The following is a 14,504-nucleotide window of genomic DNA, read 5'->3' on the forward strand; positions in this document are numbered from 1 at the left end:
ATGCAGCACCACGACAACGAAGACAGAGAATTTCCCGAGCCCGAGACCGTCCTTGCCATTCGGGGGGCAATCGCCACCGGCCGGATGGGCGGCCCGATGGGCGAGCCCGGCCACTGGCTCAACGAGTTCTGGCAGGTCGGCGCGGCGTTGCGTGATCACGCTGAGATCCTCCAGGGTGTCCAGGGCGCAAATCGAAGAGCCTTCCTGAGCACCACAGCCGACTATCTGGCTGCCAGCGAAACAACTTCTGAACACGCCGGCGACCGGAACTGACCGAGCCCCAGCCGCGGGCAGGCATAATTCCGGCATTTTTCAGCACTGGATCTCGCCATGCCTAGCGGCCTCTTTCAATGCGCGCACTGCGGCGGCGCGCCCACCTACGTCGCCGGCCGGCTCCAGGCCGTCATCGCCTGCGACGAATGCGGGATGTCAACGCCGCCGGTCGAGAACGATCCCAGGAATAGGGACGCCGCCTTCCCGCGACTCAGCGCCATCTGGAACAGCCGCGTCGACCTTCGCCCGGCCGACAAGGAAGCCATCTCCATGATCGCCCGGCGTGCGCTGACCTCCTCCGACATCCCCTATTTCCTCAATCTTCTCGCCTCCACAACCAGCGACTGGGAAGCCAACGGACCGATGTTCGCGACGATGGCTGCAGCCCTTACCCAGCCCGGCTACGAGTTCAAGCACGTCGGCCCGCCCGAAACTGTTCTCTCGCAAGCCGCCCGCTACCAGAAGCTGCTGCAGCGCGCGAAGGTCATCCATATCGATGGCGCTCCGATGGTGCGCTTTGAGCATGTGCCGGCCTTGGCCGCGGAAGTCGCGGAGGAGGGTCTGGCGGATCAGGATTGGCCGCTCCTCGACATGGAAGAATTCGTCGGTAAGGCCATCGACAGCCTGCCGGATCATTGGCAGCCTTGACTTTGCCCAGCGGCGGGCAAGCTGAAGGCGTATCCACTTCAACGGAATTCCCCTCAGATGACCCGCCAGCTTCTCGCAGCAGTCGTTCTCTCCCTTGCATCCCTCACGGCAAGCGCACGGGACACGGGACAGGCCTGTGCTCACGTCCTGCCTACGGGCCAACCCACGACTCAACCAGCGGGCCGCACGCAGTTGCTGTGCTACCGCGCCTACGCCGTTCTCTATTCGAGCCAGACACGCACCGCGCTGTGGTCTGCCGAGCGTCTCACGCGGGAGGCCGTCGACGCCGCGCGCAAGCTGCCACGCGACAGCGACTTCTACGAAGAGGAGCGACTGCCCGAAGCCGACCGCGCCAGGCTGGCCGACTACCGACGCGGATCGGGCATGGATCGAGGGCCCCGAGCGGCGACTTCCCGGACAAGGCGTCCCAAGCCGAGAGCTTCAGCCTCGCGAACGTTATCCCCCAACACAGCGTGTCGAACCGCCGCACCTGGAGTCACATCGAGACGTCCACACGCAGGCTGGCCCGCCAGCACGGTGCGATCCAGGTGGTGACCGGCCCCGCATTCGTCGGCACCCCGAGGACGCTGGGCCACGTGCACATCCCCGACTTCATTTGGAAAGCGATCCACGTGCCAGGCATTGGCGCCGCCGTCTACCTTGTCCGCAACGACGCGACGCCCGCGTACAGTGTCATTAGCGTCGCAGAATTGCGGCACTTTGCAGGGATCGACCCGTTTCCGACACTCCCCAAGGCCATGAACGCCACGGCGATGGACCTGCCCCTTCCCACCCCGCACCCTGGTGAGAAGGCGGCGCGCCGCGTCGCGTTCGCATGGCTTGCATCGGGCGAAGCCGCCGCGGCCTCGCGCGCGACGGAGCCTCTCCACCAAGCCATCCGGGACGCAAGTGCAATCCTGTCGCTGGCCCTCGCCCACGCACGTTAGCCAGCCATCTCGACCGCGGAAGGAACATGTTCCTTCAGAAAAAGCGAAAGGCACGCCAAAAGACGTGCCTTTTGCATGCAAACACTGCTCCGGATGCTGATCACTCCTGATTGACAGCCTCTCGGAATCGCTGCCCGGCCTTGAACTTCACGGTCCTGGCAGCTTCAACCTTGATCTCCTCGCCGGTGCGCGGGTTACGAGCCATGCGCTCGGCCCGCTCGCCCTTGCTGAATGTTCCGAAACCTACCAGGGAAAGCGCGTCGCCCTTGGCCACGGCATCCATGATGGCGTGCAAGGTCACGTTCAGCGCTTCTTCGGCCTTGGCCTTCGTCAACCCGTCTACACCGGCGGCGATCGCTTCGATCAGTTCGGCTTTCGTCATGATTCTCCTTTTCCATGGAAACAACAGACATTGTCTTCCAGGCAATGCCGCTCTTGTCTGCAAATACTATGAGTCCTTGATGAGCTTTCCGAAGAAGCTCAGCATGCTCAACCCTCCCTACAGATCTCCGACTTGGTAGTATCCGCCTTTTCCGACGACGACCGCTGGCCGCTCTCGGACAGCATAGACAAGTGTCCTCCACCGTATTCGTCCAGTTGCCCAGAGAGCAATCACTCGCGCCGTCTGCCTCATCGACCCACCTCTTGCGCGAGAATCCGATACAGCTTCGTTCGCGATATCCCAAGCTCGCGTGCCGCGACAGCCTTGTTCCCACCCGCCGCGGCGATCGCAGCTTTGACATCCTCCAGCGTTGGATCAGTCCGTCCGATTGACAGCTGAGTAGCGTACGTCGACAGATACGCGTTCGCTTTCGTGGCCCGGCTGTGTCCTGCCGCCTCCACCACCTTGCGCATAGCTTCGCGGTGCGCCTGGACATCGACCACCTTCCCTCCACCCTTCACCGCTGCGGCCTGGCCGCTCTCCCGCTGGTACATCTGCTGCAGGAACTGGTGGCGCAGTCCGTGTGCCGTTACGCCCTGACCATTCTTGGTTACCCCGTGCTTCTCCAGGACGGTATAGAAGCGCCGGCGCCAACGGATCTGGGTGTACGTAGCAGGAATCAGCGTCCCCTTTTCCGGATTGGTGGCATAAGCGAGTGTCGCAGCCTTGCCAAGCAATTCGTACTGCCAGCCGAATTCGATCGGGACGCGGCGGGGCCTTCCACCCTTCGTGCCGTCGTGCACATGCAGCATCCCTGATGGGAGCACGTCCAAAGCCGGCCGCAACCGCCAACTTTCCATGGCCCGCAGACCAAAAGCAGCCTCAAGCTTGAGCTGCAGCGCGACATGGGCGTCCGTGACCTCGATCTCGGCGATTTTTGCCGCCGCGTCAATGCCCTTACCTTCCCAGGATTTGTCCTCGCGTGCGATATAGCTCCGTGCATAACCGGCCGGCCGCTCTACATAGTCGTCGATCCGCCCAACCACGTTGGTCTTGCCCATCCACGACATCAGTGCACGCAGGTGGGTGAGGCGCAGCTCCACCGTGCCTGCGTTCAACTTCCGGTCACCCACCCAGTACTGGACCAGCCAGCGGACGTGCTTCTGCCGGATGCTATATGGCGAATTCACGGCCATGCCGCCGACGCTGCGCAGCTCTACGAACATTGCGAGCAGGGCCTGCAGGCGCTGGCGCTGCGACATTTGCGACAGCGACCTGCCGCTCACTCGCGTTCCGCTATGCGGTAGGTGCAAATGCTCCGCAGCCAGCAATGCAAACTCAGTCTTGAACCGTTCTGGTAGGTTGTACTGGTTAATGATGGGGCGCAGGTGGATAGTCTTGATCATACGGTCCTCGGAAGGTTGCGCTTCGCGCATGCGGCGCCAGGCGAATGCCCGCCCATGGACGCCCGCCGCTCATTGCTGGACAGCGCCGACCCCGATCCGGCATTGCCCCCTCGGTGCACCGGGGTACCACCCCCGGCTTACCGGCCCACCCAGCCGGTCCCGCCACTACCTTCCTGTCCTTTAGCGATGCCAAACCGATCAGCCCTGAGCATGGAAGCAATGCGTCGTGACTGTCCGCTGTGCGCGTGAAGGCCTCCGCCTTCACGCCGCTGCGCGGCCACCCTATCCGGTGCATCTCGCGATGCCGGTCCGGATGGCGCCAGGATCAAGTCCTGAATGCCTCCGGCCTATGCCGTGATGGGTGATTACTTGTTGCGCCGTTCTGGTACCGGTAGCGCCCCCCGGGTCGATATTGCTCAGAAGCTTGCGTCCACCGTCGTATCGGTACGTACCAGCTCCCCGCCCCAAAGCCGGATCATTCCCGCCGCGGTGTGTCGGGCTTCGTGATCCGCGCCCAGCCAACTGGCTGAAAGGGCGTCTGGCATTCGTGGAAATTCGACAGAGCACCTGTCCGGTGTCCGGCTTCGGAATTGTCCACACTACGGTCTATTTTCACGAACAGACCGCCAATCGGCTTGGTATCGCGGTGTCCGGTGTCCTCACTATCCAACACGGTCCACTTGATTTGATTGAAAAAAATGCCGGTTCAATTTCCGGCGTGAACAACTGGCACCGCAAGGCCCGGTTGCCCGGCTTTGGGTGTTGAATTTGCCGCGCAGATGTCGGCGAGGTCGATGCGTCGGGGACGCTGAAGGTATGCCAAGCATAAACCAAAGCTCCGAGCCGTCGCAACGAAATCGCCGGCAATTTCGCGAGCTTTCGAAAACTTGACTTCGCGACGCAAGGAGTAGATTCGAAGGGGATCGGAGAGCAGGTGTTAGCTGCGGGTCAACAGGTCTCAACAGGTGATAGCTGTTCACACCCTGGTGTCACTTGCTTACACTTGGTGACACCAGATAGCCCGTGCTGTCATAGGTCTAACATCACCACCGCGCTCCGACTACGTTCAACTTGCCAAGGAGAGCTTCAAATGAGCACCAATACCATTGCGGTCGATGTCGGCTATGGAAACACCAAATTTGCCTTCCCCCTCGGCGCAGACGTGGCAGCCAGCATGTTTCCGTCGCTGGCCCCCACGCGCTCGGCATCCAGCCTTGCCAGCCACGGCGGTGGCTACTTCCAGGCTCGCGATGTGGTCCATGTGACTGTTGATGGCGCCGAATACGAGGTGGGCCCAGACGTCTCGATCACCTCGGCCTATGGCAACAACGGGCGCACCTTGTCGGAAGATTTCGTTACCACGCCTGAGTATGCAGCCCTGCTGTTTGGTGCGCTTCACTATTCCCAGGCCAGGGACGTAGGCCAACTCATCCTCGGCCTTCCCGTCCATACGCTGCAGAAGTACGCCGGCGCCTTGCAGGAGCGATTCACCGGCGCCCATGACTTCGGCGCCGGCGACGTCACGATCAAGCGGGTCGTCGCGCTTCCCCAACCCCTCGGCTCGCTGGTGACCTTTATGCGCCAGTCGGGGAAGGAACTGGATCCCGACGACAATTGCCTGATCGTGGATGTCGGCTACTTCACCACCGACTGGGTTGTCGCCCGCGGCTACATGATGGACGACACCCGTAGCGGCGGCGTGCCGGGTGGGTCCTCTCGGATCTACAAGCAGGTGGCCACGCTCCTCTCCGCCGACGAAGGCGGCGAGCCAACCGGAGACATTGAGCGCATCGACAAGGCGCTGCGCCAGGGAAAGCTTATGCGCTACTACGAAAAGATGGTCGACCTGCGGCCGTACTTCGAAGTCGCCAAGGCCCAGTGCCAAATGGCTGTGAAGGAGATGCAGACCCGGGTGGGTCGCACGGAAGATATTGCGGCGATCGTCCTGACCGGTGGCGGTAGCGCCCTATACTCCGGCGCCATCCGCGCGGCCTTCCCGCGCTCGCACATCGTCGCCATGGATTCCCCCTGCTTCGCCAATGTCCGGGGCTTCTTCGACATCGGCAGCGCGCGTCAAGCCCGGGGCTGAGTAACTGACTATGGAAAAGCTCGCGATCAAAGTTGCCCTCAGCCCGCTGACGACACCGCGGCTTTGCGCACAACTCGCCGAGATCAGCGATCCCCGCCTGCGGGCGGAGGTGCTCCGTCGCCTGGCGGAGTTGGGCGCGGAAGCAATTCTTTCGGCGGGTAGCGGCGCAGCTGTGCAACCGCCCGCCGGCGGGATCCTTGCTGCGCTTACCTACCGGCCAGACAGAAATCCCCCTCCCACCCCTGCACCTGCACCTGCACCTACCCCTGCACCTGCACCTACACCTACACCTACACCTACACCTACACCTGCGCCTGCACCTACACCTGCGCCTGCACCGGGTCCGGCTCCGGCTCCGGTTCAGGCGCTGGCTCCGTCCAGCGCAGCCCCAACTCGCCTCGAAGCCCAGCCAGCAGACACCATTGCCATGAGCTCGCAAGCCGCCTCCCAGGCATCGGTCAGCAACATTGCGCCCCAGGAACCTGAGGGCCAAACGGTTGGCCCTCAGGGCAATCTGGACCTGAACGCTGTGAACTCGGCGATGTCCAGGTTCTTCGATTGAGCCCGAACGGTTACCCTTGACTCCCCCGAATTCCATGGCAATCTAGAATCAACCAACCAGCCAAAGGAACCATCAACATGCAGTTCTTCGACTATCTATCGACCAATCATGACATCAATCGCTTCGTGTTCGCAGTAGTGATCTGCTATTGCGTCATCGAGGCGGTGGTGCACTGCTATCGCGGTGCCAAGGCACGGAAGGCAGGCTGAACTCGCAGCCGGCGTCCCGGCCGTAAACGAAAATAGCCCAGCAATTGCTGGGCTTTGTCGTTAATGGGAAGGCCGGCTCAGTGCAGCGTCGGCAAGCAGAAATCGAATGCAGAGTCGAGAGACAGGCTGCGTTCTACCAACACCATCCGGCCGGATTCGTCGCGGCGATAGATGTGGAAGAACTGGGCCTCCGACTGGCCAGCCTGCACATCACGGTTCGGCGTGCTCCGCATGGCGTGAATGTGCAGTCTGTTGACGATCATGGTGAAGCCCTTCTGCGGCATTGCATTCTCCAGAGAGACCTGCCACGCGGGGGACTCCGCCCCTGTGGGGCGGACCCACAGGGCAGAGGTTGAAAGTGATGCCACCAGGCGGTGGCGGAAAGGTCAGGCTGCGACGGCAGCCGGTTGGGACATCTGGCGAAGTTGGTACTCCGTTCGCCACTGATCGCAAAAGTCCGTGCCACGGACTTTCGGGCGATGCAGCACAACAGTAAAGCCAGCGGCGCGCAACCGTTTCTGCAGCGTCAGTGCGTCGGCCATCCCGGGGGACTTGCCCGTCTTCACGTCGACCGTGTCGAAGTCCGCAAAGATGTGCACGGTATGGATGCCCAAGCCATCTGGCACAACAAATCTGCTCAGCTCGACGCGGTTCAGACAGAACCAGGTCGGCACGCGGAAAAGCATGTAGGCGGCATACGCGCTCTCGAGGCCCTCGGCGACGCCGATCTCCCCGTTACGCGGTGACATCAAGCGCACTGCCCCACCATCAAGCGGCAACGCTGTCAGGTAGTTTCGCTTCGAGGGTAAGATCTCGCCGTCCTTTGAAATGACGAGTGCCTTCTCAGCCTTGTGAGGATCCAACGAAGTCCGGTGGACCGTCGCAATCCTTCCATCTGGCAGACGATACTCAGCAACGATCGTTGGATACCGACCTACGATCTCCTTCTCATGCCAGTACTCCTGTGTTGCCAGCCGCAATCCCTGCGGCAATGGCGCGCACAAGCCAGGAACACGGGTAGCCAGGTAACGCATGCCATGGTCACCCGCCGTCAATGGCTTCGACGTACTGACTTGCTTCATCACGCAGCGCAACAGATCTGCGGGACTCATAGCCTCCCGTCGTGATGGCCGCGGCTTATGGGAGACGACCGGAACGGGATCAATGGACTGGCCGTTCAGCCGGCACTTCAACTCCAAGTAAGACATGTCGGTGTATCGCCGGACAAGCTCAAGGCCGTCGCCGCCAGCAGGGCTGCCGTCGTTGCACTTTCGGCATACCCAATCCCCGCGATTCCGCTTGCGGGTGTAGGTAAATCGATCGCGCCCACCACACATCGGACACGGTCCAGGGCGGCCGCGCCAGAAGGCGTCGGTAAGGGCGGACGCTGGCAGGTACTGCGCAACCAGAGCGTCCCATTGGTCAGACGACCAGCTCGCAACAATTTCACTAAGGTCTTTCATCTTCATGGGATGACTCCGGGTGGAGTAGGTTTGTCGATGCCTGAGACAGGCGGAGAAACGCTTGCTCAAAAGACATCCCGGCAGAAGCCAGAAGGTCTTTTCAGCATCGCGTATGCGAAAGCGAATGGGGAATGGCCGAAATGGCCGGGAAAAGGAGACTGCTGCTACCGGTGGATCCGGTAGCAGGCAGTTAAAACAGATGCGTCGACGAGCTGCACGTCAGTACCGCGGCGCGCCGTCGTTGCGGAACGGAATGCCATCGAGCGCGGCAGGCCGGGCGAAGGGGATGTCTTCGTTGAAATCTCCGAAGCCATTCGACGGCGGCTGTGCAGGCTGTCGACGCGCCGGCGGCTGGCGCTGCCCCGTTGGGGCCGACCGCTGCGCACTGGCAGGACTTTGCTGCGACGCCGAGCGATCCGTACCGGAATCGCTATCGCCATCGCTGGCACCTCCGCGACCGCCAAGCATTTGCATCTGATCTGCGACGATCTCGGTGCTGTACTTGTCCTGGCCGGACTGGTCCTGCCACTTGCGCGTACGAATGCGGCCCTCGATGTAGACCGACGAGCCCTTGCGCAGGTACTGGCCAGCAATCTCTGCCAGCTTGCCGAACATCGAGACGCGGTGCCACTCAGTGGCTTCCTTCATCTCGCCACTCTGCTTGTCCTTGTACCGATCGGTGGTAGCGATGCGAAGATTCGCCACAGCGTCGCCACTGGGCATGTACCGGACTTCGGGGTCAGCTCCGAGGTTGCCGACGAGAATCACTTTGTTCACGGATGCCATGTTGTTTCCTTGTCAATGAATGCGGTTCACTTGCCAGACCCACCGGTCCCAAAGCTTTTGTTCGCCGGTGGCAGGGTCCAGAATTGGGCGCCCGGTCGCATGATGGAAGGCGGGCACCTTCTCCTTGTGCAAGCGCTTGATACCTACGCGGTCGCCGATGTTGCAAGCGACGTCAGCCAGGGCGTCTTTCAGACCTTCACCTTGTAGCGTCTTCTCGCCGGCACTAGTGTCCAACCTGACCGCAAAGGATGTGTACGTCGCCTTGCCGCCGGGCTTGCGATTCGGGAATTCCATTTCGCCCCACTCGATCAGCGTGCCGACCGTATAGTTGGACCGGGAGGCATGCCCTTCTTGACGGGCCTCCGCCGAATTGGCCGGTGCGCGGTGCGGCATCTGACGCTCAGCGCGGCCTGATTGTCGCGAGTCGGCCGAGTTCTCTGGGCCTGCAGGCGTTGCCACGGGCTGGCGCTCCTTCGCCTGGCGCATGACGGATTCGGCGACGGACTGCGGCGTTACGCCATCGCCCTCGTGCCGCCCGAGCTTGCTCCAGCGCGGAACGACTTCCGGAAGGACCTTGTCGCCGTATGCCGTATGCTGAATCTGGCTATCGAAGACGGCAACGAAGTGAACGACATGGTCGCCTTCATCACGAAACAGGTTCGGGACGCCATTGATCTGGATCTGGTACTCATTGTCCGCGCCGGTGCCCACCGGGACTTCATCCGCGCGCAGCGACGGCGCAGCCGGCTGGCCCATGATGGCGGCAGCGGCTTGCTTGATGACCTGGAACAGTGTCATGGTTTGGCTCAAAGAAGAGACCCGCAGCACATGCGCTTCACTCCATCGAGGTCGGCACGCAAGCGGGCGTTGTTGAGAATCACGTCCTGCAAGACTTCCGGGCTAACCCCGCAGACTGCACAGACATAGCTATAGGGAAGTGCTCCATCCCAGTATCCAAAGATCCAGCCCAAAGTCATGGAGTACTCCTCCAGTTCCAGTGGCTTGTTCTTGATACGGGCGCGCAGCAACTCAGCGCAGTCGATCAGCGATTCCGGCATGTTGTCGCCGCGGCGACTGTCGCAGGCCAGGCTGATCAAGGCGTCGACCATCCCTTCTCTTACCGATTCGCTCCAAAGCGAGGGGTCCGGTAATGGCTCGACCTTGGGAGGGGGGAGAACGATGACGGCAGCTTCACCAAAGAAGTCCAGCTGCCATCCTGCTGTCGTTGATTCCATGATGGTCTCCGGACAGGCACCCGGAGACCCACCTGTCGGCGGGTAACGAGTACCCGTGACAGGTGGAATAGGGCCGCCCAGGGGACTGGGCGGCTGGAGGCTAGGAACGATCGTGCGTCCCTGTACGACGGATTGGCGTCACAACTGCTGAGCGCTCGTACTTCTGCTCAGAAGGCTCCGCGGGTTGGTCAGGCGATGGTTTCGGCCCGGAGTTGTGCTCCGGCATCGAGACCTTCGGCGCGGCCGGTACTGCCCTGCTCCACTGAATCGCCTTCTCCTTCAAGTAGAAGAACGCGACTGCGGCAACAAACACACCGACGATGAAAGACTGAGAAGCCAGATACAGCGCCATGCAAAAGGCGAAGAGCTTGAGCGGGCGCTTGATCAGGTTATTGGCAAAGGATTCCATGGTTTCTCACGAGAAACAGTCAAAGGGATTTCCTGGACGGATGCCAGGCGATTATTCGATGCTCGGAAGAGCAAGGAATCCAATGAGGCGCGCTTAGAACGGCAACGCGCTTGCGACATGCCATGCATGTCGTAAGGACGCTGCCCGAATGCGGCAATAAATGGAATGTGGCGGACCGCCAAACGGGCCTGTGCAGCCCAAGCGGAATGTCAGTGCAATCTAACCGCCGAGTCGATGCGTCAAAGACGCTAGAGGTGTCTGCACTCTACACGGCTAGTCAATGCATGACAAGTTCGCCGCATTCACATCGAGCATCGAATCGAATCGCGAGTCCAAATCCCGAGTATTCGCAATTTCGAAAGGAACATGTTCCTTCCAAAACTCCCGCTAACTCCCAGCAGTGGGGTTCACTTGTCTATACAACTCTACCCGTCTGAAGAGGGTGATACCTAAAATTCGATTGGTCCAAGTCGTTAAAAAGCACAGCGAAGCACTGCTGATTCGAGCTTGACTTTCGAAAGCTATCTGTTTTTCCCAAGCTTTTGAGCCATTCTGCCCCTCGACATCGGCATATGCTTCCGACCCAAGATCGCCGCATCCGTTGTCTGCTTGACATTTGCTTCTACCGTGTAAGTTGAAGTGGCTGCCGCGATCACCGGGGCTACAACACCATTCCGTAGGGGCAACCAATGAAGAAGAAAGAAGAAGAAAGTCGCGAATTCAACCTGGTCGATCCAAAGTCGCCAAACGCTATGCGCGAACTGGTGACCCAGCAACTGGGTCACTTTATCGACGCCGGCGCCATCGGGCGCATCGTGCAGGCAGCGCAGGAGATCGAGCTCTCCCGGAAACGCATCCTGGCCGAACACACCGCCATCGGGTCTCGGCTATTCCAGATCTACCACTCCATCCTGACGTGCGTGCAAAAGCGATTGGGCGACACGCCGCGCGCCCGCCAGGAAGCCGATGACAGTCTGTACGCCCTCGCCGTCAGGGGCATGCGCATTTCACGCGCCTCGGTAATCAAGTATCTGCAGGCATTTCATCACTTCTCAGAGAACCACGACGCCTTGACGTTTCTGAACCTTGGCGAACTGACGATCCTCAAGCGTTCGGACATCACCAACGAGGAAGTACAGCGGTTCATCGACGCGCGCAAGAACGATGAATCCTATTCGCGCAAGGAGATCCTGCCTTATATCGAGTGGTCTCGACGCACGCACCAGGACCTCAATCACGTCATGGCCACGCTGGAAGCCGCGGAAGAGCAACTGAACGAGAGTCTGGAGCGCCAGCGCGATCTCGAAGCCCAGATGCGCCACATGCGTGAGCAAATGAACTCTGCGGACGCGCTCAATGCTGCGCAGAAGGATCAACTGGATCGCACTTCTGGCGCACTCACGTCCCAGCAGCACGCCATGGACAGCCTGCAGCTCTCCATCACCAGATTGAACGAAGAGCGACAAGCCTTGCAGAAGGCATTAGCAGATTCAAGGATCCGAGAGGTAGTGAGGGAGGTGAAGGTCGAAGTCGTTCCCGCTGAATACAAAGACCTCTCCGACGCCGTCATCGGTGAAAGCAGCAAGCTCGACGCCACAAAAGCGCAAGTCAAGGAAGCTGAGCGACGACTGGCGGAGGTCAACGCCGAACTTGAGCAACACGAGGCAAAGGAGGCTGACTCAAGAAGCCTGGCGCTGCGCATCGACGGCCTGAAGGCCGATCTCGATGATGCGCTCGCCAAGCTTCGAAGCTCCGTCAAGGCAATCAAGGTAAAGGAGCATGGCGCCGCGCTGTTGTCCTTGCGCCGCAGTGCGGAGGCATTCCACAACGAACTGATCGCTATCACCGGAGCTTGACGATGCAATCCACGCTTACCCGTTCCATCTTTGAGCAGTTTGTTCTCCCGGCCTGGGTGCGAGATCGCGTGCTTTCCGCGAATCTCCGGATCAGCAACTACGTCCTGAACACGGTATCGGTGCATCCGACGCTGGAGAACGTTTTCAGGGTCTCCAGCGAAAACCTTCGGTCGCTTCGTGAAAATATCGGCCAGTCGTCGAAGGTACTGGGGACGTCATTCCTTGCTTACGCACCGACGCTCACGACCGTGGAGGACTGGCGTTCGTTCATTGAGGGCAGGATGCCGACGGTCACGATGGAACGCCTCAAAGCAATGGTGCCTCACAGCCTATCAGTGGTGGACAGGCTGGCGCTCGAGCACACCAACCGCTCGTACATCAATGCTGTGTACGACCTCCTGAACATGTCGGTGTTGGCAGCACCGCTGATCGGCATCTCCAACGAATTGGCGTCGTACCTGCGCTCAATTCCGCAGCACCAATTCGACGTGGCCATGACCGAGCGTCTGATACCGCTCTTCCATTGGCGCTTTGCGGACGAGATGTTCTGGCTGGAAATCCACACAGGCCGACTCTCGCGGGAGATGATTGCCCACTACCTGATGGAGACCTCGCCGCTCCGCTCGGACCGCTTGCCCCACTCTGGCGTATGGGGCAAGTTCCGCCTGGAGACGTTCGAGCGCGATGCTCTGTTCGAAGCGTTTCTGTCCTTTAGCTGTCGGGCCATGAGCGTTTGTTCACTGTTCAATACCAGCATTGAGCATACGAGGAAGACCTACCAGCGCATACACGGGAAGTCCTCACCATCCGGCCAACCTCCTGCTTCGCTGATGTGGTACCTCGAATCCGCGCAACGCCGCGTTCAGGCGACATTCCAGATCTGGCTGTTTCGGTCCGCTATCGCCTGTGACGTCTCGACGCCGGAAAGCTTCGTCGCAATGCTAGACATTCACCGGGCCTTTTTTGCGGACGATTGCAATGTCCCGGCCGAGCGCTCCCTGCATCTGGCCCGCTCCATGTCGACGAGCGAGGAACTTGCGGTTTGGCCCTGCCGGAAGTGCGGCACACCCTATCTGGCATCGAACTCCTCCGCGAAGATCGAGCTTTCGCAGTCGTTCCTTTGCCCGTGCTGCAACGGGACGTTGATCCCCTCGCGTGGCGGGCGCCGGAACTAATGCGAAACTACTTCGTCATCGCAGCGTGCTGCGCGGGCCCGGTTTGGGCAACTGGGAGCGCGCCACCGCCCGTCCAGTTGCCCGAGGCGCCCGCGGCAGCTGCGCTCAGGATGAACGTGGCCGATCCAACCTACTCCGAAGGCTCTGGACAGCTCGCGCTCTTCAAGGGCGTCAACACCTTGCGCCAGAAGCTTGGTGTCGGGCTGCTCGCGCAGGACGCCGCGCTCGACACAGCTGCCCAGGCACATGCCGTCTATCTCAGTGCCCACAGCGTGGCGCAGCATGACCAGACACCTGGGTCTCAGCATTTCTACGAGGCCACGCCACTGCTGCGCGCGCAGAAGGCCGGTATCGGGGATTCCCAGTGGGTAGCCGAAGTCGTGGGCGCGGCCAGGGGGCCGAACGACCGTGAGATTGGCCTCGGCTGCATCGACCAGTGGTACCACACCGTCTATCACCTGCAGTCCCTTGTGACCAACCAGGAATCCATCGGTATTGGGTACAGCAGCATAGGTGCCTTAGGCCTGAACCATTGCGTTCTGGACTTTGGCACGAGCACTGCCACGCAGCCAAGCCCTACCCCCAACGGCGTGCCCTACGGGGGCGGTCAGCAGTTTGACGCTGAAACTTTCGTCACTGTGCCGGCGGACGGCGACATCGGTGTGCAGGGCGGGTTCAATTTCGCCGGCGAGTCGCCAAATCCCGCGCCAGACCTGCCTACGCCGGGCCGGCCTCTGATGGTGTACGCCAACGGCGCGCTCGCGGAAGTGCTATCCGTGACGGCCTTCAAACTTGTGGCCAGAAACGGCGCCGAGATGCCTGCACGCGTATTGGTGTCCCCCGCCGCGAAGGCGGATGGTTCTGCTGGTGTTGCCGACGAGTACCTACGCAACAATGCGGCCTTCCTGCTCCCGCTCGCGCCCTTGGCTGATCGTGAGACCTACACGGCTTCTTTCACGGGCACTCGGGCCGGTAAGCCGGTGAGCCTTTCCTGGACCTTCAGGACTGCAGCACCCACCACGGCCTTGCGATAGCCCGCTCCTCCGAGCAGAAGGGGCTGGTGA

General features: G+C 60.9%; 16 protein-coding genes and 1 pseudogene. 9 read left to right on the forward strand and 8 right to left on the reverse strand.

Going from position 1 to position 14,504, the window contains the following annotated elements; all coding sequences use genetic code 11:
- The 3 genes and pseudogenes from I6H87_RS33795 to I6H87_RS33805 all read left to right on the forward strand — a co-directional run bounded on the left by I6H87_RS33795 (position 1) and on the right by I6H87_RS33805 (position 1,868).
- Complete coding sequence (locus I6H87_RS33795) at positions 1 to 273, forward strand: hypothetical protein (RefSeq protein ID WP_041688736.1); 273 nt, start codon at positions 1 to 3, stop codon at positions 271 to 273.
- 57 nt (positions 274 to 330) lie between these two features.
- The gene (locus I6H87_RS33800; RefSeq protein ID WP_011154238.1) at positions 331 to 921 is read left to right on the forward strand and encodes a Lar family restriction alleviation protein; all 591 of its coding nucleotides are present in this window, start codon (positions 331 to 333) and stop codon (positions 919 to 921) included.
- A gap of 57 nt (positions 922 to 978) precedes the next feature.
- Positions 979 to 1,868 (forward strand): annotated as a pseudogene (locus I6H87_RS33805) (DNA/RNA non-specific endonuclease).
- A 100-nt stretch (positions 1,869 to 1,968) separates the two neighbouring features.
- Here I6H87_RS33805 and I6H87_RS33810 read toward each other — a convergent pair.
- Positions 1,969 to 2,250, reverse strand: coding sequence for an HU family DNA-binding protein (locus I6H87_RS33810; protein ID WP_041688738.1), 282 nt, complete (start codon positions 2,248 to 2,250; stop codon positions 1,969 to 1,971).
- Between the two features lie 248 nt (positions 2,251 to 2,498).
- On the reverse strand, positions 2,499 to 3,656 hold the full coding sequence (locus I6H87_RS33815; protein ID WP_011154241.1) for an integrase domain-containing protein: 1,158 nt from the start codon (positions 3,654 to 3,656) through the stop codon (positions 2,499 to 2,501).
- 547 nt (positions 3,657 to 4,203) lie between these two features.
- On the opposite strand from I6H87_RS33815, the gene I6H87_RS33820 reads away from it, so the two are divergent.
- From I6H87_RS33820 to I6H87_RS34775, 3 genes are all read left to right on the forward strand, one after another.
- The gene (locus I6H87_RS33820; RefSeq protein ID WP_136227939.1) at positions 4,204 to 4,422 is read left to right on the forward strand and encodes a hypothetical protein; all 219 of its coding nucleotides are present in this window, start codon (positions 4,204 to 4,206) and stop codon (positions 4,420 to 4,422) included.
- Positions 4,423 to 4,746: 324 nt separating this feature from the next.
- On the forward strand, positions 4,747 to 5,745 hold the full coding sequence (locus I6H87_RS33825; RefSeq protein WP_011154242.1) for a PRTRC system protein D: 999 nt from the start codon (positions 4,747 to 4,749) through the stop codon (positions 5,743 to 5,745).
- A gap of 639 nt (positions 5,746 to 6,384) precedes the next feature.
- Positions 6,385 to 6,516 (forward strand): hypothetical protein, encoded by a 132-nt coding sequence (locus tag I6H87_RS34775; protein ID WP_011154244.1) that lies wholly within the window; start codon positions 6,385 to 6,387, stop codon positions 6,514 to 6,516.
- Between the two features lie 77 nt (positions 6,517 to 6,593).
- Here I6H87_RS34775 and I6H87_RS33830 read toward each other — a convergent pair whose 3' ends face one another.
- The 6 genes from I6H87_RS33830 to I6H87_RS33855 all read right to left on the reverse strand — a co-directional run bounded on the left by I6H87_RS33830 (position 6,594) and on the right by I6H87_RS33855 (position 10,409).
- On the reverse strand, positions 6,594 to 6,800 hold the full coding sequence (locus I6H87_RS33830; protein WP_011154245.1) for a hypothetical protein: 207 nt from the start codon (positions 6,798 to 6,800) through the stop codon (positions 6,594 to 6,596).
- Between the two features lie 102 nt (positions 6,801 to 6,902).
- Positions 6,903 to 7,979, reverse strand: coding sequence for a primase-helicase zinc-binding domain-containing protein (locus tag I6H87_RS33835; RefSeq protein WP_041688863.1), 1,077 nt, complete (start codon positions 7,977 to 7,979; stop codon positions 6,903 to 6,905).
- Between the two features lie 219 nt (positions 7,980 to 8,198).
- Positions 8,199 to 8,765 (reverse strand): single-stranded DNA-binding protein, encoded by a 567-nt coding sequence (locus I6H87_RS33840; protein ID WP_011154247.1) that lies wholly within the window; start codon positions 8,763 to 8,765, stop codon positions 8,199 to 8,201.
- A gap of 12 nt (positions 8,766 to 8,777) precedes the next feature.
- Positions 8,778 to 9,563 (reverse strand): hypothetical protein, encoded by a 786-nt coding sequence (locus tag I6H87_RS33845; RefSeq protein ID WP_011154248.1) that lies wholly within the window; start codon positions 9,561 to 9,563, stop codon positions 8,778 to 8,780.
- An 8-nt stretch (positions 9,564 to 9,571) separates the two neighbouring features.
- On the reverse strand, positions 9,572 to 10,000 hold the full coding sequence (locus tag I6H87_RS33850) for a hypothetical protein (RefSeq protein ID WP_011154249.1): 429 nt from the start codon (positions 9,998 to 10,000) through the stop codon (positions 9,572 to 9,574).
- Positions 10,001 to 10,100: 100 nt separating this feature from the next.
- Entirely contained in the window at positions 10,101 to 10,409 is a 309-nt protein-coding gene (locus I6H87_RS33855) for a hypothetical protein (RefSeq protein ID WP_041688740.1), read from the reverse strand.
- Positions 10,410 to 11,098: 689 nt separating this feature from the next.
- Between I6H87_RS33855 and I6H87_RS33860 the strand changes: the two genes are divergently transcribed.
- The 3 genes from I6H87_RS33860 (at position 11,099) to I6H87_RS33870 (ending at position 14,474) form a co-directional block, all read left to right on the forward strand.
- The gene (locus I6H87_RS33860; protein WP_011154250.1) at positions 11,099 to 12,265 is read left to right on the forward strand and encodes a coiled-coil domain-containing protein; all 1,167 of its coding nucleotides are present in this window, start codon (positions 11,099 to 11,101) and stop codon (positions 12,263 to 12,265) included.
- A 2-nt stretch (positions 12,266 to 12,267) separates the two neighbouring features.
- On the forward strand, positions 12,268 to 13,440 hold the full coding sequence (locus tag I6H87_RS33865) for a FlhC family transcriptional regulator (RefSeq protein WP_011154251.1): 1,173 nt from the start codon (positions 12,268 to 12,270) through the stop codon (positions 13,438 to 13,440).
- Between the two features lie 110 nt (positions 13,441 to 13,550).
- Positions 13,551 to 14,474 (forward strand): CAP domain-containing protein, encoded by a 924-nt coding sequence (locus I6H87_RS33870; protein ID WP_011154252.1) that lies wholly within the window; start codon positions 13,551 to 13,553, stop codon positions 14,472 to 14,474.
- Positions 14,475 to 14,504 lie beyond the last annotated feature (30 nt).

Origin of the sequence: Cupriavidus necator, from assembly GCF_016127575.1 — a bacterium.
In the GTDB taxonomy this organism is placed as follows: Bacteria; Pseudomonadota; Gammaproteobacteria; order Burkholderiales; family Burkholderiaceae; genus Cupriavidus; species Cupriavidus necator_D.

Coding starts and splice junctions, on each gene's coding strand:
- I6H87_RS33835 (WP_041688863.1), bottom strand. CDS start 7,979: ATGAAAGACCTTAGTGAAATTGTTGCGAGCTGGTCGTCTGACCAATGG.
- I6H87_RS33840 (WP_011154247.1), bottom strand. CDS start 8,765: ATGGCATCCGTGAACAAAGTGATTCTCGTCGGCAACCTCGGAGCTGAC.
- I6H87_RS34775 (WP_011154244.1), top strand. CDS start 6,385: ATGCAGTTCTTCGACTATCTATCGACCAATCATGACATCAATCGCTTC.
- I6H87_RS33810 (WP_041688738.1), bottom strand. CDS start 2,250: ATGACGAAAGCCGAACTGATCGAAGCGATCGCCGCCGGTGTAGACGGG.
- I6H87_RS33795 (WP_041688736.1), top strand. CDS start 1: ATGCAGCACCACGACAACGAAGACAGAGAATTTCCCGAGCCCGAGACC.
- I6H87_RS33870 (WP_011154252.1), top strand. CDS start 13,551: ATGAACGTGGCCGATCCAACCTACTCCGAAGGCTCTGGACAGCTCGCG.
- I6H87_RS33815 (WP_011154241.1), bottom strand. CDS start 3,656: ATGATCAAGACTATCCACCTGCGCCCCATCATTAACCAGTACAACCTA.
- I6H87_RS33825 (WP_011154242.1), top strand. CDS start 4,747: ATGAGCACCAATACCATTGCGGTCGATGTCGGCTATGGAAACACCAAA.
- I6H87_RS33850 (WP_011154249.1), bottom strand. CDS start 10,000: ATGGAATCAACGACAGCAGGATGGCAGCTGGACTTCTTTGGTGAAGCT.
- I6H87_RS33860 (WP_011154250.1), top strand. CDS start 11,099: ATGAAGAAGAAAGAAGAAGAAAGTCGCGAATTCAACCTGGTCGATCCA.
- I6H87_RS33830 (WP_011154245.1), bottom strand. CDS start 6,800: ATGCCGCAGAAGGGCTTCACCATGATCGTCAACAGACTGCACATTCAC.
- I6H87_RS33845 (WP_011154248.1), bottom strand. CDS start 9,563: ATGACACTGTTCCAGGTCATCAAGCAAGCCGCTGCCGCCATCATGGGC.
- I6H87_RS33855 (WP_041688740.1), bottom strand. CDS start 10,409: ATGGAATCCTTTGCCAATAACCTGATCAAGCGCCCGCTCAAGCTCTTC.
- I6H87_RS33865 (WP_011154251.1), top strand. CDS start 12,268: ATGCAATCCACGCTTACCCGTTCCATCTTTGAGCAGTTTGTTCTCCCG.
- I6H87_RS33800 (WP_011154238.1), top strand. CDS start 331: ATGCCTAGCGGCCTCTTTCAATGCGCGCACTGCGGCGGCGCGCCCACC.